This window comes from Bacillus sp. PS95 (assembly GCF_037963565.1).
In the GTDB taxonomy this organism is placed as follows: Bacteria; Bacillota; Bacilli; order Bacillales; family Bacillaceae; genus Bacillus; species Bacillus subtilis.
Genome location: NZ_CP150160.1, coordinates 4,105,489 through 4,123,993 on the forward strand (window position 1 = coordinate 4,105,489; position 18,505 = coordinate 4,123,993).

Here is an 18,505-nt window from a genome sequence, read left to right on the forward strand (position 1 = left end):
TCCTTAGTAAATGGTCATGATAGTTGTCGTATACGAAGAACTTGTGATGTCGCGCGGATACACGCCTAAGCCTCCGTTGCTGTCTATATCAATCCCTGCTTTCAGCAAAAAGGCAGACCATAGGAGCTTTGAACAGTTTTTGGCGCCGTCATGGCCGGTATTTCTGTTATTGACGAAGTTAAATGAGTATGGGTCGCCCACTTTTGATACCGCCCAGTCGGCAGCAGCTGTTTTTTGAGATGAGGATACGCTGACGGTTTGCACAATGGAGTTGTCTTCCACGTCTCTGGCATTATAAGCGATCTGCCTGACGCCGTCGCCCGGGACAGATTCAACAATTTTGTCAGCAGCGGAGTACATGCCGACGTGGCCATGATTGTAGTAGGCTGTGTAGGAGTTCGTGTAATAGATATTGCCTTTCGCGCTTGTCGGGAGTTTTTTCGTGCCGGACGACCCGCCCATGATAGACATGCCGCTTTCCTTGGCGAGCCGGTCTCCTTCTGCTTTATCAGCCGTGATTTCCTTATAGAACTGTTTTAGGATAACGTCCTGCTTTACGTGCTGCTGTTTGGCAATCTGGCTGGCAGATTTCATGATTTCTTCCGGTGTCGTGCCTGGCTGCAGTGCGGCGATTTCTTCAGCATAATTTGTGGTCTTTACGGCTTTGGCGGGAGAAACAAACAGGCCGCCACACATTGTAAGCGCTACCAAAAACATCGACACTCGTTTCTTCAACTTCATTACATCTCCTCTTTTCTTGTGAGTGTAGGAAAGGTAATTTCCTCACCCACATTATATTAGGAAAATAAGGAAAGTAACTAGGTTATTTACAGAATTTTTAGAAATCATTTACAGAAAAAGGCCTTTATCAGGCCCTTTTCGTTAAAGCTTCTTGCTCATCACTACGTCTGTTTCTTGAAATCCGGTTTGGTCATATAGCTTTCGCGCCGTCTGATTATGGGCAAAGACATGAAGGGACAGCTTGCGGATTCCCATGCTGCGTGCCGTTTGATCTAATGCCGCCAATGCTTGCTTTGCGTAGCCCTTTCCCCGATACGGTTCATATAACCCGAAATCATAAATAAACGCTTCCTGCTGCGGATGCTCCGGTTCAGCATGTATCCAGAGCCAGCCAACGGTATCCTTTTCATTCAGCTTGAGGCTCCACAAATGGTGATGGGGTGTTTCCAGCCCTCTCGGAAGCAGATCAGTAAACGCCTGCTTAGACAAAAGCTGTGCATCTTCAGGCAGCCATGTTCCCGCTTTTACCTTTTCTTCCGCGTAATGCTTTGTTGTGTATGTGAGATAAGACCGAAATTCTTCTGACTGCATTGGGGTCAGCATGATTGTCATATCATCTCTCCTTCATATATTGACTAGAGGATTTTACATAAAATAGAAAGAGGTGTTACTATCAGAATAAGCAACTGAGATTGATAAGTCACTAGAGAAAGGAGTTTCACATGAATAAGATCGCACCCGCAGAAATCGCTAGCATGCTCAACGATTGGTACCTTGCCATCAAGAAACATGAAGTTGAAGAATCCTCCCGTTTATTTGAAGAAGTGAAGCCTTTATTGGATGACATGGAAGAGGATCAGGAGGTGCTTGCCTACTTCTCCTTATTGGAACTGCGCCACAAGGTTTTGCTTCACGAGGCGAGAGGACAGGGCTTTCAGCATGAGGAGCCTTCTCATATGAATGCTACGTCTGACATGCTGAAATATTACTTTTTTCTGTTTGAAGGCATGTATGAGGCCTATAAAAATAATTATGACATTGCCATTGGGCTGTATAAAGATGCAGAGCAGTATCTCGACAACATTCCCGATCCGATTGAGAAAGCTGAATTTCACCTGAAGGTCGGAAAGCTTTATTATAAGCTGGGACAAAATATTGTGTCCCTCAATCATACACGGCAAGCGGTCAAAACGTTCAGGGAAGAAACCGATTATAAAAAGAAGCTGGCTTCAGCCCTGATTACCATGTCAGGCAATTTTACAGAGATGAGCCAGTTTGAAGAAGCTGAGGCTTATTTGGACGAAGCAATTCGGATCACGAGTGAATTAGAGGATCATTTTTTTGAAGCCCAGCTTTTGCATAACTTCGGCCTTCTTCATGCGCAAAGCGGCAAATCAGAAGAAGCGGTTTCGAAATTAGAGGAGGCTCTACGGAACGAAGAGTATGCCCGCTCCGCCTATTATTATCATTCTGCCTACCTGCTGATACGAGAGCTGTTTAAGATCAAAAAGAAAGAACAGGCCTTATCTTATTACCAAGAAGTGAAGGAAAAATTGAATACTGAGCCGAATAGAATATGTGAGGCAAAAATAGACATTTTATATGCCATTTATGCAGAAGGGGGTCATGCGGAAACGTTTCACTTATGCAAACAACATATGGATGACTTGTTGTCCAAGAAAGAGTATGACAGTGTAAGAGAACTTTCCATTTTGGCTGGCGAACGGTATAGGGAACTTGAGCTTTACAAAGAAGCTGCCCACTTTTTTTATGAAGCATTACAAATTGAAGAACTGATTAAACGAACGGAGGTTATATAAATGAAAAGATTTCTGATTGGCGCAGGCGTCGTAGCGGTGATTTTATCAGGTTGGTTTATTGCAGACCATCAAACCCATTCACAGGAAATGAAAGTCGCTGAGAAAATGATTGGATAAATGAAAAACCCCCGCGGGTGCGGGGATTCAATTTAACGAAAGAATCCTAAAACGGTTTGTAGTTTTAGGATTCTTTCATCTTTTCAGCGTGATTGAAAACCCTTGAAGTCTAGGAAGAACGAGCATTGGAGCGCAGCGAATGTTTGAAATTCGCGAGCACCGAAGCGCAGGCCTGACAACGAATGCGAGGGTTTGTCGACACGCTGAAACCCCCGCGGGTGCGGGGGTTTTCTTATTACAGCAGCTTCTTCCCTAGCAGGGATTCTACGAGCTCTACTGCTGTTTTGCCTGTTTTGTTTTTGTGATCAAGGATCGGGTTAACCTCAACGAATTCGGCTGAGGTAATGATGCCTGCGTCATACAGCATTTCCATAGCCAGATGGCTCTCCCGGTAGCTGATGCCGCCGACGACAGGGGTTCCGACACCCGGTGCGTCGTTCGGATCAAGTCCGTCCAAATCAAGGCTCAGATGGACACCATCACATGCTGATAAATAATCAAGGGTTTCTTCAATGACCTTTGTCATGCCAAGACGGTCGATTTCGTGCATTGTGTACACCTTCATGCCGCTTTCCTTAATGTACTTGCGCTCCCCTTCATCAAGTGACCGGGCGCCAATGATGACGACGTTTTCCGGTTTGATTTTAGGCGCGTAGCCTTCAAGGTTAACCAGTGACTCGTGGCCAATGCCGAGGCTGACCGCGAGCGGCATGCCGTGAATATTGCCCGATGGTGAAGTTTCAAGTGTATTCAAATCGCCGTGCGCGTCATACCAGATGACGCCGAGATTATCGTAATGCTTCGCTGTGCCTGCAAGCGTGCCGATCGCAATACTGTGGTCACCGCCCAGGACAAGCGGGAATTTTTTCTCTTCAATGACTTTGTTGACCTTTTGCGCGAGTTTTTCATTTCCCGCCAAAACGGAATTCAGGTTTTTCAGTTCCTCGTCATTTTTGATCTTTTCGCGGTTGATCGGAATGTCACCAAGATCCTCAACCGTATACCCCATGTCTGACAGCCGCTCGATCAGATGAGCGTACCGGATGGCACTCGGGCCCATATCTACTCCGCGTCGTGCTTGTCCTAAATCCATTGGCATTCCAATAACCGAAATCGTTTTATCCATCTGTGATTCCACCTCAACATTTAAGATAATGTCCTATGCGGGTTCTAACAAAGATGACTTACGGACAACGTTTTTAAAGCTCTAGCTGACGATTCGCCTGCTGGCGTTTTTTAATGACGACATGATAAATGATGTAGCAAATGATCATAAACGGTACGCCGCAATACAGCGCGATACGCTGCTCCGGATCAAATGCAAGACTGATGAGCACGACCGTATTTAACGTTAGGCCGATCAGCGGAAGCACCGGATACAGCGGTGTTTTAAATTTCAAATCTTCTATCTTCCCGCCCTCACGGATATATTTGCGTCTGAACATGATTTGGGAAAGCGAAATTGTAATCCAGCCGACCTGCGCGCTCATGCCCGCCAAAGATAACAGTACCATATATACAGTTTCAGCCTGCGCAAACTTTGTCAGAAGTGATAGGCAGGCCACAGCCATCGTTACGATTAACGAGTACATCGGTACACCGCGCTGATTTGTTTTTCCGAGCGCTTTGAAGGCCTGTCCTTCATTCGCCATCGCGTACAGAATACGTGTCGATGCGTATAAACCTGAATTCGCAACAGATAACAGTGCGATTAAAATAACAAAGTTCATGATATCAGCTGCATATGGGATTCCGATTTGCTCAAATACGGCAACAAAGGGACTTTCCACGACTCCAGCCTGTTTCCACGGAATCATGCCGGCAATGACAATGATTGAAAGCACAAAGAACACAAGCGTTCTCCATACTGTCTGTTTGATTGACCGTGGAATCGTTTTTTCAGGGTCTTCACTTTCTCCGGCTGCAACCCCGATCAGCTCAGTCCCCTGAAACGCAAAGTTCACGGTAATCATCGTAATCAGCATTGCCTTTATGCCGTTCGGAAATAACCCGTCTTCATAAAAATGTGTCAAAAACGGCGCCTGCTCTCCGCCCTTCAGATCAATCAGGCCAAACATGGCAGCTCCGCCGAGAATAATAAATAAAAGGATAATCAAAATTTTAATGCCTGAGAACCAGAATTCAGATTCCGCAAAGGCTTTTGTGGTGATCGCATTTAAAATAAACATCAGTGCCGCAAAGACCAGACACCAGATCCACACGTCTATATGCGGAAACCAGCGTTGCATCAGCTGCCCCGCTGATAAAAATTCAATGGCGCATGTAACCGCCCAGCCGAGCCAGTACAGCCAGCCGAACGCAAACCCGAAAGCCGGGCTGATAAATTTCGTGGCATAGGTCTGGAAGGACCCCGACACAGGAAAGGCGACTGCCAGCTCTCCTAAGCAGAGCATCGTCAAAAACATGATAAAGCCGCCCACTAAATAGGACAGAACCGCGCCGAGCGGTCCCGCTTGGTTAATGGTAAACCCGGTTCCAAGGAAGAAACCGGTTCCGATCACTCCGCCCAATGAAATCATGAACAAGTGGCGCGATTTCATTGTCCGCTGGAGCTGATTTCCGTTATCTTGGTTTGTATTCACATTCTGCACCCCTTCAGCAACTTGTATTGGATCTAAGCTGGAACATCTGCATGGTGCTATCCCAGTTTGCTGTCCAAAGAGCCTCTATCTATTTAATATAAAATTCACTTCTTCTCATAAAGATACATTATACTAAAATACTGTAGCTGAGCAAATAGGGAGTGCTGATTTTTCTGTTGTAAATTTATACAAACGAAGTGAATATCCCGCCATGGTGCGGATTTATGCGTTTTGCAGCACGTGCTTAATTTTCTCTATTGCCCAATCCAAATCCTCTTTGGAAATGATTAATGGCGGTGCAAAACGAATGACTGTATCATGCGTTTCCTTGCATAAAAGCCCTTCTTCCTTCAAACGCTCACAATACGGACGTGCCGCTTCAGTCAATTCCACACCGATAAACAGCCCTCTGCCGCGGACTTCTTTAATAACCGGGTTGTCAATGCTCTCAAGCTCGCTTTTAAAGTATTCTCCAAGCTCAAGAGAACGATCCGCCAGCTTTTCATCCTCCAGCACTTCTAATGAAGCGATAGACACTGCACATGCAAGCGGGTTTCCGCCAAATGTTGAGCCGTGTGAGCCAGGGTTAAACACGCCTAGGATCTCGCGGTCCGCCGCAATGCATGAGATCGGGAACACACCGCCGCCAAGCGCTTTGCCCAAAATATACATATCAGGGACAATGCCGTCCCAGTCACAGGCAAACGTCTTGCCTGTACGTCCGAGACCCGTTTGAATTTCATCCGCAATAAACAAGACATTCTCTTCCTTACAAATCGCCGCCGCTTCCTGTAAAAATCCTTCAGGCGGAATCACAATGCCCGCTTCGCCTTGAATCGGTTCAAACAAGAATGCCGCTGTATTCGGCGTAATGGCCTGTCGAAGCGCTTCCACATCGCCGTAAGGAATGAGTTTGATTCCCGGAAGCATCGGGCCGAATCCTCGTTTATATTCCTCTTCAGAAGAAAGAGATACCGCCAGCATCGTGCGGCCGTGGAAGTTCCCGACACATGCGATAATTTCCGCTTGATTGTCAGCTACTCCCTTCACTTCATACGCCCAGCGTCTCGCCGCTTTCACCGCGGATTCAACCGCTTCGGCTCCTGTATTCATCGGCAGAATCATCTCTTTGCCTGTCAGTTTAGCTGTTTTTTCGTAAAACGGCCCAAGCTGATCGTTATGAAACGCGCGTGACGTGAGGGTGATTTTATCAGCCTGATCCTTTAATGCCTGAATGATTTTCGGGTGTCTGTGCCCCTGGTTTACCGCAGAATAAGCACTCAGCATATCCATATATTCATTGCCTTCCGGGTCCTTTACCCAAGAACCCAGCGCTTCAGAAATAACAATCGGGAGCGGATGATAATTGTTGGCTCCGTAATGAGACGTCTGATCAATAATTTCTTTAGATTTAGATAAAGCTGGCATATTTGAATTCCCCCTTGTTTTCTGTTTCAACATGTTATCCTGCTTTCCCTTTATATAAATGCAAGTTCTGTGCCAAATCAAGAATTCGTGTGTTTTCTACAATTTTCGAGGACAAGGTGCAAAAACATTCTGATATTTCGAGCAAAAATTCCAGCAAGTGCAAAATTCTTTTGCATATCCTCTCCATTTTTTTATAAAATAGAAGCAATATTAAGAAAACTGAGGGAGGTTCATACAGTGGTCAAAGACAGCGAATTCCTCACATTGGTTTTTCAGAGCATTTTAGATGAAATCGATGTTGGCCTGCACGTGGTAGACGAGCATGGAAACACAATCGTTTATAACAATAAAATGATGCAGATTGAAGATATGGAGAAGCATGACGTCTTGAATAAAAACCTGATGGATGTGTTTATGTTTTCAAAGCAGCAGGACAGCACACTGGTACAGGCTCTTCAGGAAGGCAAGACGATTAAAAACGTCAAACAGAGCTATTTCAATAATAAAGGCCAGGAAATTACGACGATCAATCATACATATCCCATCGTCCAAGACGGCAAAATCAGGGGCGCTGTTGAAATTGCCAAGGATGTGACAAAGCTTGAACGGCTGATCAGGGAGAATATGAACAAAAAAGGCAGCACAACCTATACGTTTGACAGTATTCTCGGCACCAGTCCGGCCATTCAAGACGTCATCGAAAACGCCAAGCGGGCAACCCGTACGTCATCATCTGTCCTTCTAGCAGGCGAAACCGGCACGGGAAAAGAACTGTTCGCGCAAAGTATCCATAATGGAAGCGATCGTTCTGGCGGCCCGTTTATTTCGCAAAACTGTGCGGCACTGCCAGACAGCCTTGTGGAAAGCATCTTGTTCGGAACGAAAAAAGGCGCGTTTACCGGCGCTGTCGACCAGCCCGGCCTGTTTGAACAAGCCCACGGCGGGACGCTGCTGTTAGATGAAATCAACTCGCTGAATCTCAGCCTTCAGGCGAAGCTGCTGCGCGCCCTTCAAGAACGGAAAATCAGGCGCATCGGTTCGACAAAGGATACACCGATTGACGTACGTATTATTGCCACGATGAATGAAGACCCAATTGATGCAATTGCAGGCGAACGAATGCGGAAGGACTTGTATTACAGGCTGAGTGTCGTCACACTGATCATCCCGCCGCTTCGGGAACGAAAAGAAGACATTTTGCTTCTCGCATCGGAGTTCATCCAGAAAAACAACCATCTATTCCAAATGAATGTTGAACACATCAGCGATGACGTGAAGCAATTTTTCCTTTCTTATGACTGGCCGGGAAATATTCGCGAGCTTGAGCATATGATCGAAGGCGCAATGAATTTCATGACGGACGAGCAAACGATTACGGCTTCCCATCTGCCCTATCAATACCGCATGAAAATCAAGCCGGCTGACATCCCAGAGCCTGAAACACCAAGACACCAGCCGGCCGCGGACTTAAAAGAAAAAATGGAAAGCTTCGAAAAATATGTGATAGAGAACGTGTTAAGAAAACACGGCCATAACATCTCGAAAGCCGCTCAGGAACTTGGCATCAGCAGACAAAGCCTTCAATACCGGCTGAAGAAATTTTCTCACTCATCTGACGAATGAACTGGTGCAGGAAGCCTGATCATAAATACAGTGCCTCTGCCGATTTCACTTTTCACTTCAATCGTCCCATTGTGACTGTCGATAATCGATTTCGTTATGGCAAGGCCTAATCCCGAACCTCCATATTTTCGGGAGCGGGATGGGTCTGCCCTGTAAAACCGGTCAAATAAATGCGGCAAATGCTCCGGCGCGATGCCTGTGCCGTTGTCCGCTATCATCAACCTCACGCCGTCACTGCCTCTTTGCAGAGAGATGGTGATGGCACCGGTTTTCTCATTTGTATACTGCACCGCGTTATAAACCAAATTCAAAATGACCTGTTTCATCTTATCTCTGTCAAACACCGCTTCAGCATCATCCTCAAGCCACAGCTGCAGCCTTCTTTCTTTCGCAAGCAGACTGAGCTGCGGCTCCATCTCCCTTATGAGCGCATCGAGATTTCCTCTCTTCATTTCAAAGCTCGGCACCCGATCAATTTTTGCTAAAAACAACAGATCCTCTATCAGCCGAGTGGCTCTCTTCGACTCTTCATACATACTATTCAGCGCCCTATCTCTCTGCTCAGGCTGAAGCGCGGCGCCACGCAGCAGCACTTCGATAAAGCCGTGTATCGACGTTAAAGGTGTCCTCAGTTCATGTGAAGCGTCTGATACAAATTGCCGGATGCGCTCCTTCGCCTCTTTTTCTGCTTTAAATGACGTTTCAATCCGCTCCAGCATGCGATTAAACGAAATGGCAAGCGTATCAATTTCGATTTGTTTTTGATATACAGGAAGCCTTTTATTCAAATTTCCTGCATTAATATCTCCCATCATATGTACCATTTGTGATAACGGTTTAAGCGTATGTCTGACCACAGGCAAGAACGTGAAAAGCCCGAGCAGGAGCGCAACCAGCGAGAGCGTGGAATAAATGCTGATTTGCCGGAGCAGTACGTCCTTCAGTGGTTCTGTTAAAGTACTCATTTGGATCACGCCTGCTTCTTTTCCATCAATAGTAATAGCCTGAAACACAATCAGCACTTCCTCGCCGGATTCATTTTTCGTGATTTTGTAATGCAAGGCCATCGTATCTTTTAATGCCTCATCATATACACTTTTTTTCACTGTTGGCGGTGCTCCCGCATATGGATCGGTCGACAATACCGTACTGTCTTTTGTTTTCTTATCGATAAAAACAATGGTCACGCCCGGATAGATAAAGGCGGGACGGACAGCACCATCTGACTTTTCCGAGCTGTCGGGATGGCTTTTGTATGTTTTAATATTATTCCAGATGGTTGGCTCCGTTGAGTTGATATAACTTTGAATGCTGACAGCTCGGTTTTCATATAAGAGGCGTTTTCCAAACACATATTGCATAGCGCCGACAAACACCAATAGAAGAACGAGAATGCATAATGAACGGAATAAAAGCTGAAAGCGCAGTGTTTTGAATCGTTTTTTCATTCAATATCCACCCGATAGCCCGCACCCCGAACCGTTCGGATCACTTCATGCTTTTTGTCATTCAATTTTTCCCGCAAGGATCGAATGTACACTTCAACAATATTCTCTTCTCCGTAAAAATCATACCCCCATACTTTATCCAGAATCCTTGCTTTACTGAGCACAAGGCCGTGATTCAGCACCAAAAACTTTAAAAGCTCGTATTCTGTTGCTGAAAGCTTGAGCACCTCTTCCTGATAGCGGATTTCTCTGCGCCGATCATCAATTCGAAACGGACCGAGCGCGAATTCTTCAAACAGGTTGGGAAAGTGATCCCGAATTCTCGCATAGATTCGCGCCAGCAGCTCTTCAAAGCTGAAGGGTTTGATCATATAATCATCAGCGCCCTCTGTCAGCGCTTTTACCCGAACCCCCACCTCATCCTTGGCCGTAAGCATAATAACGGCGGTATGGCCGGTTTTTTTCATCATCCTCGATACTTCCAGTCCATCCATTCCGGGCATCATCACATCCAAGATGGCCACATGCGGCTGAAATGTCTTTACGGTGTTCATCGCTGTCATTCCGTCAGCTGCTGTCTTCACTTCAAAGCCTTCATTTTCAAGACCCATTGTCAAAAAATCTAATATCGCCGGTTCATCGTCCACGAGCAAAATCTTGATGCCTTTCATCCTATTCATGCTGTGCTCTCTCCTTAGTTGGCATAAACCTCTGATTAGTTTTTTCCCTTCCCCTCCTATTATTCGTTTTTAACTGAAAACAAACTGAATCTTCCCTAAAAATCAGCTGAATTCAGCAAGTTTTCAGCCAGCCCTCATTTGATTTTCAGCTTCAGCCTATACAATTGCCTTAGTTGGTACAGCCAACAATGAATTAAAGGAGGAATCTCACATGAATATCACTAAAGTTTTATCAGGAGCTGCACTGGGAACGATTATTTCAATCAGTTCTTTCACTTCTGCTCACGCCGCTGTCATTCAAAAGGATGATACATCAACGAAGGTTGAGACGAAGCAACAGGCTTCCATCACAATAGCAAAGGCAAAACAGGTTGCGTTGAACAAATGCAAAGGTACTGTTCAAACGGCCCAAATGAAGAAAGTGAATGGCACATACGTATATGTTGTGAAAGTTCTCGGTGAGGACGGCAAACAGCATACGATGAACGTCAACTGCAACAGCGGCAAAGTTGTGAAACATGATGTTCAAAAGAAACAAAGCTATATCAGCAAAACAAAAGCCCAATCGATCGCTTTGAAAAACTGCAAAGGTGCGGTTCAATCTTCTGAGCTGAAGCAAGAAAACGGTGTTTACGCTTACGTCGTGAAAGTAATGGGTGAAGACGGAAGCCTTCACACGTTCCATATCAATGGAGAAAACGGCAAAGTCGCAAAACACGAGCAAAAGAAACAAGCACATCTTTCTAAAACAAAAGCGCATCAAATCGCACTCAACAAATGCAAAGGCGCAGTTCAATCTTCTGAACTGAAGAAAGAAAACGGCGCATACATCTACGTTGTCAAAGTGCTTGGCGAAGATGGAAGCACTCATAAAATTCATGTCAACTGTGACAGTGGTAAAATCGTAAAACAAGAAGTGCAAAAGAAAAACGCAGCCGTTACAAAAACAAAAGCACATCAAATTGCACTAAATAAATGCAAAGGCACAGTGAAATCTACTGATTTGAAGAAAGAAAACGGCACATTCGTTTACGTGATTAAAATCACTGCCCAAAACCACACTGAACAAACAGTGAAAGTGAACGCTGAAAACGGAAGCATTTGCAAATAAAATAAACTGCCTGCCAGCAGTAAAATAACTGAAATTCAACGTATAACACCAGTCTTGTTTTAACACAAAGTTCTAAGTTCATGTCTACCTTTTTCTAAATACTCTTTTAAACTGAACGTGCGTGACCCGCGTTCAGTTCTTTTTCTAAGGAGGACCTACAAATGAATATGAAAATATGTTCTGCAGCTGCTTTAGGAGCGATCATTTCAATCAGTTCTTTATCATCCGCACACGCGGCTGTTCTGCATAAAGAAGACACTGCTAAAGTTCAAACCCAGCAGCAGGCTTCTATTACGCTCTCTAAAGCAAAAACTGTCGCTTTAAAGAACTGCAAAGGCGCAGTTCAATCAGCACAAATGAAGAAAGCAGATGGCGTTTATGTCTATGTCATTAAAGTGCTTGGTGAGGATGGCAAAATTCACACCTTTAACATTAACCGCAACAGCGGAAAAATCGTCAAGCATCACGTTGAACATAAACAAGCCGCGATCACAAAAGCAAAAGCACAAAGCATTGCGTTGAACAAATGCAAAGGTACTGTCACATCTTCTGCATTAAAGAAAGAAAATGGCACCTATGTGTACATCATCACCATCACAGCCAGCAACCACACGGTACAAACCATTAAAGTGAATGCTGAGAATGGAGGTATTTGCAGTTAACAGCCATTTGCTGCTGTTTCACGTGTAACATCCATCTTGTATTTTTCTTCATATTCGATATATCCTTTTCAACTGAACGGGCGTGACCCCCGTTCAGTTTTTTTGCATATCAAAACAGCCTGGCAAACGATGCCAGACTGTTTTGATTAACTTCCTAATTGGTCTGCGGAGGACAGCTTGATGTCTACAGATTTTTCTTTTCCGCCGCGGTAAAACTTCACCTTCACCCGGTCACCGACTTTTTTCTGATAAAGCCGTTTTCGCAGGTCAACAATATCATTTACTTTGTATCCGTCAAATCCCGTGATGACATCCAGTTCCTTCAGCCCCGCTTTTCCGGCAGGTGAAAAGGCGTCTACACCCATCACAACCGCTCCATTGGTAACATGCTTAGGAAGCTTTAATGTTTCATCCCAATGATAGCTTGCGATGTCGCTTAGCGATTTCATCTCAATCCCAAGGAACGGGCGTTTGACCTTTCCGTATCTCTCTAAATCCTCTATCACAGGGATCACGAGCTTAGATGGAATCGACAGGCCAATCCCTTCAACCGCCGACTCGGCAATTTTCATTGAATTGATGCCAATGACCTTCCCATCCATATTTAACAAAGCACCGCCGCTGTTCCCAGGGTTAATGGCCGCATCTGTTTGCAGGACTTCTGCGTTCCAGTCAGGCTGTCCATCACCGTTTGAATCCACTGGGATCGCCCTCTCCGTACCTGAGATGACGCCTTGTGTGACAGAGCCTGCAAACTCAAGGCCTAACGGGTTCCCGATCGCGATAACCGGCTCCCCAGACTTCACTTTATCTGAATTTCCGAAATCGGCGACTGCTTTAATCTTATCGCTTTTCACCCGTAAAACGGCAAGGTCCATCAGCTGGTCGCTGCCGACAAGGTCAGCTGATACACGTGAGCCGTCTTTCAAGCTGATTTCAATTTGGGAAGCGCCTTCGATGACATGATGGTTGGTCACGACATAAGCGGAATGGTCATTTTTCTTATAGATGACGCCAGAGCCGCTCCCAGCCTCGCCGCTCTCTCCCCGTATATCTGATTTTTGGATGTTCACAACACCCACAACGGCGGGCGACACATTGCTGACAATCTTGGTGACCGTATTGTTGACACTGACATTCACCGTCCTGATTGATTCCCGGCCATTGTTGTTTTGCTGCTGATCTAAGGCGCCTGTATCTAGCCCTTCATTTGAAAGGTACGGCATGATAAACGCCATTAATACGGCACCGACAATCACGCCAATCAGACTCGAAAGAAAATATCCTTTTTTGCTTCTCTTTGGCTGTTCAGGAGTAGTATGTTCTTCCTCACGTTCGTAATCCACCATATTCCATCCTTTCCAAGAACGTTAATATGGTTATATTGTGGGTTAGAAGCTCCTAGAATAGTCATGATTTACATAGAAAAATTATACAGCGCAAAGCGGAGTGGCCTTCTTCGGATCAGTGTCGTATAAGTCAAATGTCTCACCCGTCACAAATCCTTTAGAAGCCAATGTCTGCTGCACGGACATTCTTGCCAGCTCCTTCATGTTGTTGTCCTGGCTCAAATGCGCCAGGTAAATACGAGACGTCTCATCGCCAATGACATCCGTCATCGCCAAGGCAGCATCTTCATTTGACACGTGCCCGACGTCACTTAAAATCCGCCGCTTAATGCTCCATGGGTATCTTCCCATTTGCAGCATACCGACATCGTGATTGCTTTCAAACACAAACACATTCGCTGAACGGATAATGCCTTTCATTCGGTCGCTGACATATCCCGTATCTGTCATTAATGCGAGCTTTCGGCCGTTATAATGGAACACATAAAACATCGGTTCGGCCGCATCGTGGGAGACGCCAAACGATTCAACATCAAGTCCGCCAAACGACTTCACCGTCTCCATCGGAAATACAAACTTTTGATCGGTGTCAATTTTGCCGATTTGATTCTCCATCGCTTTCCAAGTCTTCTCGTTCGCATAAATCGGAAGCTTGTACTTTCTGGCGACGACACCAAGGCCCTTAATATGGTCACTATGCTCATGCGTCACAAAAATGCCGTCTACATCATCCAGCTTACGCCCGATCTGCGCCATCAGCCCATCCATGGCTTTCCCGCTCAAACCGGCGTCCACTAAAAATGCGTGATCCTCTGTTTCGAGGTAAAACGCATTTCCCGTACTCCCGCTCGCAAGTACGCTAAATTGCAAGCTCATGTTTGTCTCACTCCATTATTTTCATTGATCTGTATCTAAAATCGTACTCTCCAAAGCATTCACAGTAAAATACTCTTGTACTGTCTTTTTCTCACCGTTCACTTTTTTCTCGTACTCGACCGTAATTCTCCATACCGGCGCCAGCACCTGCGTACTTGTCAGCGGATATTGTGCTACATAGCCGAATTTACAGCTCTTCACAGTGCTGTATTCTTTTAATTGATTTTGATAGTACAATAGCTCAACCGCATCCATTTCAGTAATTAAGCTTTCTTTCTGGATTTGCTTGAAGGTCTCAAGCGTAGTCTGGTCGTATGACACAACCTCGTTTTTACCGTTTAAGTGCAGCACCACTTGCCCGATCATATTAGAGGGATTGTCGGTCTTTTGGTAAATATAATGACCTTCGTACGTTTGGAAGAAAATAATTTCTTTCTTCGATTTATCAACCTTCCAAAGCTTATATTTTTCGCCATCTTGAATCTTTGAAGAAACAAGTGCCTGAGCATCGTCCTCGATATCCTTCTTTGATAGGGCTATTGGATTTGCAAACTTCATTTTCAGGCTCGTTACTTTATGATCATCACTAGGCATGTCCATCAAAGGCTTTTGATCCTTCAGCGCCTCAATTTCCTCCTTGGTGAAGGCTTTTTGATTTGCCGTGATCCGATAGCCTTCTGTCGCTTCCTTATTCAAGCCTTCATACGTGATATGATCGGCCTTCATGTCATGCTCGACATCATTTTTAATGACTTCATATTCTTTGCCGGTAGCCTGCCATTTTTGAAAAAACTGATAGCCTAAGAAAATATCTAAAATGAGGAAGGCAACGATGAAGATTGATTTTGTCTTATTCCACTCCACTGTTAGCCCCCTCCTTCCTCAATAAATCCTTTGTAATCGGCACAATTTTTCCATTTACTTTCATCGCCCAAACCGGTTCCAGTTCAACGAGAGGATCATCGTTGGTTGATGTTGATACCAATTGATAAGCAAGGAAGATCTGATCAATTTTGTCCGTATCATAAGCGGTTTGTTTCGAAAGCAGCATCTTCACTTCGCTGCCGCTCATGAGCTCTGTTTCACTTGTTTTAATCGGATTCGTTCCGAGACTGTAATTCGGCCGCTTATAGCTGAGAATATCATCATTCGCCCATTGCACCGTAATCGCCGATGTCGCTCCGAAAGGTTTGGCGGTGCTGTTAATGACCGGGATCTGATCCATAAAGATATAGAAGCTCAGCTGCTGGCTGTCATTGATATTGAAAAATTGATAGTGATCCGTCCAGCTTCCGGTATCCTCAAGGTATTTTTGGCTCTTTTTGATTAACTCACCTGTTTGATAGGATGTGCTCTGCACCAAATTGCGCTGCTGGAATTGCACCTGTCGCTGGCTTAGATTCACATCTAAACGGCTGATCCCATCTGTCAGCACATTTCTGTTGTTGTAATTCGAATCTTCTCTTACAATGCTCGGATCACTAAACAAAGCCTGCTTAAAGGTATTTGTTTTAATCGATTCTGTGACAAATTCTTTTTTGTCCATCGTAAGCGGTTTGTTCGGCAGCAAGAACTCTTTCTTTGAGCCAATGGAGAACAAACTGAACGCCGGCATATTTGATTGCCTGTTTTTCAAGTCGTTCATAATGTTCCGGTAGTTTGCCGACTCAACCGTCACTTCAAGAATGAGCTGTTTGCTGTAAGATACCAAATAGATTTTCTTGTTCGCTTTTGTTTCATTGAACGGGATCAGAATATGGTCAAACGAACTGTATTCAAACGACTGATTAGACCATTTAAACAACGTTTGGAAAATATCAATCGGGATCGTATCGCTGAATTGCAAGTCAAGCTTGGCTTCAGAACCGCCTATTCCATAAAACCAGCTTTTGAATCCAGCCTTGTCATACTGATCCGAAATATCTTTAATTCCTTTCACATCCCAATGCGGCAAGTCAGACCAAATTTCTTCATAGAGGGCATTGTCATCCACTTTGTAATGAGCGCCGTCATCATGGATAAACATGTCCCTTGGCCTTACCGTTTCAGACAGCTTTTGGGTGGTTTTTTCGATTTTATGTTTCACACGAACAGTAGACTCTGTTGAGGATGAGCCTTCAGAAAAGTTTGGCTGGAACGTCCATATCCCCCATGTAAAAACAAGACTGATGACGACGAGTACCGTAAGTAATATCGTTTTTATATTTTCACGCTTCATCCCAATCATCCTCTTGTTCCTCTTTATATGGAAGAGTAAATGTAATCGTCGTGCCTTTTCCTTCTATGCTGTCCGCCCAAATATCTCCGCCGTGCGCCTGTACCATTTCCTTGGCAATCGCCAATCCCAGACCGGTGCCGCCAAGCTTTCTCGTTCTCGCTTTATCCACCCTGTAGAAGCGGTCAAAGACTTTTTCGACATCTTTTTTCGGAATGCCGATCCCTTCATCCTTCACGCTGATATAGAGAAGTTCTTCCCCTTCATTGACATCAATCGAGAACGTGACATGTCCGCCTTCCGGTGAATATTTTAAAGCGTTAGAAATAATATTATCGAGCACCTGCGTTATTTTATCCTGGTCAATCTCGACGTACAGATCTCTGTCCGGCAGATTGCGGATAAACTCCACATGCTGCTCTTTTGTCATTTCAAAACGGTCAATAATAAGCGACATAAACCGGACAATCTGAATCCATTCCCGGTTAAATTGATAATCCTTGCTGTCAAATTTCGACAGCTGAAGCAGATCATTGACAAGCCGGATCATACGCTCTGTTTCATTTTGCGTCACCATTAAGAAGCGCGGAGCAATGTCTTTATTTTCCCACGCGCCTTCAGCTAACGCTTCTAAATAGCTGCGCATTGTCGTAAGCGGCGTCCTCAGCTCATGTGATACATTCGCAACGAATTCTCTGCGTTCCTGATCCATTTTCTCTTGTTCGGTTACATCGTAAATGACAGCGATTAAACCATCAATTTTGCCGTGTTCCCTTTGAATCACAGAGAAATTCACGCGAAGCACCGTTAATTCATCATCGCGCTCAATTTCAAGCAGCATAGAATCCTGCTGCTCCACTAAATCTTCAAAAGTATAATTCTCTTGAAGCCCCAGCAAACTCGTAATCGGCATTTCTAAGGCTGTTTCACGTGAAACGTTCAACAGTTCCAGCGCCGGGCTGTTTAAGAGAATAATCGCTCCATTTCGGTTTGTAGCGATTACGCCGTCTGTCATATAGGCAATGACAGAGGCTAGCTTTCTGCGTTCTCCTTCAGTCATCGCCTGGGCATCTTCAAGCTCTCTCGTTAAGTGGTTAAACGTTGTGGCCAGCTGCCCAATTTCATCATGCCCGTACTTTTTAACCTTCCTCGAGAAATTCCCTTTCGCAAGCTCCATCGCCTGCTTTCGCATATCTGAAAGCGGATGGGTAATGGTTCTTGCCAGAAAAATACCGAGAAGAGCCGTCAAAACAAGTGCCAAACCTGTGCCGGACGCCAGTATCGTGTTGATCGTCTTCATTTGATTAAAGACATCTTCCATACTCGCGACAACATAGATCGCGCCGACAACCTCTTGGTTTTCAGTCATGACGGGCTTCGCGGAAATAAGAACTCTGATTTTGCTTTTCGGGTCATAATATTTTCTTAAATACGACTGTTTGGTAGAAAAAATTCTTTTGAAAATCAGATCGGTCGTTTGTTTCCCAGCCACTTCCTCACCGTACGGCTTTGAAGAACCGACCACTTCATAGCTTTTATCTACAAAGCTAATTTCCCGAACCTCATCACTTTTCGTGAAGTCATTCAAAATACGGCTGACGTCATCCTTTATGACGGTACTGTCGTTATCGCTCTTATATTCTTGTTCGATATAATAAGAAAGGTTGTCGATTCGCTGATTCAGCGATTGTTCATAAGAGCTGATCAGCGACTTCTCTACCTGATTGACAAAATACACACCAATGATTTGCATGGCAATGATAATCAAAAGCACATAAATCAAGGTAATCTTAAATTGGATCGACCGAAAAAAACCAACCTTATTCATATGG

The 18,505-nt window shown here is 44.8% G+C and carries 17 protein-coding genes and 1 pseudogene; 5 read left to right on the forward strand and 13 right to left on the reverse strand.

What is annotated here, in order from left to right:
* Positions 1-3: 3 nt before the first annotated feature.
* Positions 4-741, reverse strand: coding sequence for a YiiX/YebB-like N1pC/P60 family cysteine hydrolase (locus NSQ12_RS21305; RefSeq protein WP_015715046.1), 738 nt, complete (start codon positions 739-741; stop codon positions 4-6).
* 141 nt (positions 742-882) lie between these two features.
* The gene (locus tag NSQ12_RS21310) at positions 883-1,353 is read right to left on the reverse strand and encodes a GNAT family N-acetyltransferase (protein ID WP_003226965.1); all 471 of its coding nucleotides are present in this window, start codon (positions 1,351-1,353) and stop codon (positions 883-885) included.
* A gap of 110 nt (positions 1,354-1,463) precedes the next feature.
* Here NSQ12_RS21310 and rapG point away from each other — a divergent pair, with 110 nt between their 5' ends.
* Both rapG and NSQ12_RS21320 read left to right on the forward strand, forming a co-directional pair.
* Entirely contained in the window at positions 1,464-2,561 is a 1,098-nt protein-coding gene (gene rapG, locus NSQ12_RS21315; RefSeq protein WP_029318547.1) for a response regulator aspartate phosphatase RapG, read from the forward strand.
* Positions 2,562-2,678: a Phr family secreted Rap phosphatase inhibitor gene (locus NSQ12_RS21320; RefSeq protein WP_076457346.1), complete on the forward strand. Its 117-nt coding sequence runs from the start codon at positions 2,562-2,564 to the stop codon at positions 2,676-2,678. It begins immediately after the preceding gene.
* Positions 2,679-2,913: 235 nt separating this feature from the next.
* Here NSQ12_RS21320 and rocF read toward each other — a convergent pair whose 3' ends face one another.
* The 3 genes from rocF to rocD all read right to left on the reverse strand — a co-directional run bounded on the left by rocF (position 2,914) and on the right by rocD (position 6,709).
* Positions 2,914-3,804 carry an arginase gene (rocF, locus tag NSQ12_RS21325; protein WP_003226959.1) on the reverse strand — a complete coding sequence of 297 codons (891 nt, stop codon included), beginning with the start codon at positions 3,802-3,804 and terminating at the stop codon, positions 2,914-2,916.
* 73 nt (positions 3,805-3,877) lie between these two features.
* Positions 3,878-5,281 carry an amino acid permease gene (locus NSQ12_RS21330; RefSeq protein ID WP_003242721.1) on the reverse strand — a complete coding sequence of 468 codons (1,404 nt, stop codon included), beginning with the start codon at positions 5,279-5,281 and terminating at the stop codon, positions 3,878-3,880.
* A gap of 222 nt (positions 5,282-5,503) precedes the next feature.
* Complete coding sequence (gene rocD, locus NSQ12_RS21335) at positions 5,504-6,709, reverse strand: ornithine aminotransferase (RefSeq protein ID WP_024571526.1); 1,206 nt, start codon at positions 6,707-6,709, stop codon at positions 5,504-5,506.
* 237 nt (positions 6,710-6,946) lie between these two features.
* Here rocD and rocR point away from each other — a divergent pair, with 237 nt between their 5' ends.
* On the forward strand, positions 6,947-8,332 hold the full coding sequence (gene rocR, locus NSQ12_RS21340) for an arginine utilization regulatory protein RocR (protein ID WP_029318546.1): 1,386 nt from the start codon (positions 6,947-6,949) through the stop codon (positions 8,330-8,332).
* On the opposite strand, the gene NSQ12_RS21345 is transcribed toward rocR, so the two are convergent.
* Both NSQ12_RS21345 and NSQ12_RS21350 read right to left on the reverse strand, forming a co-directional pair.
* Positions 8,314-9,780: a HAMP domain-containing sensor histidine kinase gene (locus tag NSQ12_RS21345; protein WP_212059499.1), complete on the reverse strand. Its 1,467-nt coding sequence runs from the start codon at positions 9,778-9,780 to the stop codon at positions 8,314-8,316. The genes rocR and NSQ12_RS21345 overlap by 19 nt on opposite strands.
* Positions 9,777-10,460, reverse strand: a complete 684-nt coding sequence (locus NSQ12_RS21350; protein WP_024573086.1) for a response regulator transcription factor — start codon at positions 10,458-10,460, stop codon at positions 9,777-9,779. Before NSQ12_RS21350 ends, NSQ12_RS21345 begins: the two co-directional genes overlap by 4 nt.
* A 211-nt stretch (positions 10,461-10,671) precedes the next feature.
* On the opposite strand from NSQ12_RS21350, the gene NSQ12_RS21355 reads away from it, so the two are divergent.
* On the forward strand, positions 10,672-11,571 hold the full coding sequence (locus NSQ12_RS21355; RefSeq protein WP_003226945.1) for a PepSY domain-containing protein: 900 nt from the start codon (positions 10,672-10,674) through the stop codon (positions 11,569-11,571).
* Between the two features lie 161 nt (positions 11,572-11,732).
* The gene (locus NSQ12_RS21360; protein WP_003226943.1) at positions 11,733-12,233 is read left to right on the forward strand and encodes a PepSY domain-containing protein; all 501 of its coding nucleotides are present in this window, start codon (positions 11,733-11,735) and stop codon (positions 12,231-12,233) included.
* On the opposite strand, the pseudogene NSQ12_RS21365 reads toward NSQ12_RS21360, so the two are convergent.
* The 6 genes and pseudogenes from NSQ12_RS21365 to walK all read right to left on the reverse strand — a co-directional run bounded on the left by NSQ12_RS21365 (position 12,230) and on the right by walK (position 18,501).
* Positions 12,230-12,359, reverse strand: a pseudogene (locus tag NSQ12_RS21365) (hypothetical protein). The gene NSQ12_RS21360 and the pseudogene NSQ12_RS21365 overlap by 4 nt on opposite strands.
* 20 nt (positions 12,360-12,379) lie before the next feature.
* Entirely contained in the window at positions 12,380-13,582 is a 1,203-nt protein-coding gene (gene htrC / locus NSQ12_RS21370) for a serine protease HtrC (protein WP_003226941.1), read from the reverse strand.
* 81 nt (positions 13,583-13,663) lie between these two features.
* On the reverse strand, positions 13,664-14,458 hold the full coding sequence (locus NSQ12_RS21375) for an MBL fold metallo-hydrolase (RefSeq protein ID WP_003226939.1): 795 nt from the start codon (positions 14,456-14,458) through the stop codon (positions 13,664-13,666).
* A gap of 21 nt (positions 14,459-14,479) precedes the next feature.
* Positions 14,480-15,322 (reverse strand): WalRK two-component regulatory system regulator WalI, encoded by an 843-nt coding sequence (gene walI, locus NSQ12_RS21380; protein WP_003226937.1) that lies wholly within the window; start codon positions 15,320-15,322, stop codon positions 14,480-14,482.
* Complete coding sequence (walH, locus tag NSQ12_RS21385) at positions 15,309-16,676, reverse strand: WalRK two-component regulatory system regulator WalH (protein ID WP_003226936.1); 1,368 nt, start codon at positions 16,674-16,676, stop codon at positions 15,309-15,311. Before walH ends, walI begins: the two co-directional genes overlap by 14 nt.
* Positions 16,666-18,501, reverse strand: a complete 1,836-nt coding sequence (gene walK, locus NSQ12_RS21390; RefSeq protein WP_024572714.1) for a cell wall metabolism sensor histidine kinase WalK — start codon at positions 18,499-18,501, stop codon at positions 16,666-16,668. The genes walH and walK overlap by 11 nt, the downstream gene beginning before the upstream one ends.
* Positions 18,502-18,505 lie beyond the last annotated feature (4 nt).

Excerpts from the sequence above, each read along its gene's own strand:
- NSQ12_RS21375 (WP_003226939.1), bottom strand. The coding sequence starts at position 14,458 with ATGAGCTTGCAATTTAGCGTACTTGCGAGCGGGAGTACGGGAAATGCG.
- walH (WP_003226936.1), bottom strand. The coding sequence starts at position 16,676 with ATGAAGCGTGAAAATATAAAAACGATATTACTTACGGTACTCGTCGTC.
- rapG (WP_029318547.1), top strand. The coding sequence starts at position 1,464 with ATGAATAAGATCGCACCCGCAGAAATCGCTAGCATGCTCAACGATTGG.
- NSQ12_RS21310 (WP_003226965.1), bottom strand. The coding sequence starts at position 1,353 with ATGACAATCATGCTGACCCCAATGCAGTCAGAAGAATTTCGGTCTTAT.
- NSQ12_RS21360 (WP_003226943.1), top strand. The coding sequence starts at position 11,733 with ATGAATATGAAAATATGTTCTGCAGCTGCTTTAGGAGCGATCATTTCA.
- NSQ12_RS21305 (WP_015715046.1), bottom strand. The coding sequence starts at position 741 with ATGAAGTTGAAGAAACGAGTGTCGATGTTTTTGGTAGCGCTTACAATG.
- NSQ12_RS21350 (WP_024573086.1), bottom strand. The coding sequence starts at position 10,460 with ATGAATAGGATGAAAGGCATCAAGATTTTGCTCGTGGACGATGAACCG.
- NSQ12_RS21355 (WP_003226945.1), top strand. The coding sequence starts at position 10,672 with ATGAATATCACTAAAGTTTTATCAGGAGCTGCACTGGGAACGATTATT.
- rocD (WP_024571526.1), bottom strand. The coding sequence starts at position 6,709 with ATGCCAGCTTTATCTAAATCTAAAGAAATTATTGATCAGACGTCTCAT.
- walK (WP_024572714.1), bottom strand. The coding sequence starts at position 18,501 with ATGAATAAGGTTGGTTTTTTTCGGTCGATCCAATTTAAGATTACCTTG.
- htrC (WP_003226941.1), bottom strand. The coding sequence starts at position 13,582 with ATGGTGGATTACGAACGTGAGGAAGAACATACTACTCCTGAACAGCCA.
- rocF (WP_003226959.1), bottom strand. The coding sequence starts at position 3,804 with ATGGATAAAACGATTTCGGTTATTGGAATGCCAATGGATTTAGGACAA.
- NSQ12_RS21320 (WP_076457346.1), top strand. The coding sequence starts at position 2,562 with ATGAAAAGATTTCTGATTGGCGCAGGCGTCGTAGCGGTGATTTTATCA.
- NSQ12_RS21345 (WP_212059499.1), bottom strand. The coding sequence starts at position 9,780 with ATGAAAAAACGATTCAAAACACTGCGCTTTCAGCTTTTATTCCGTTCA.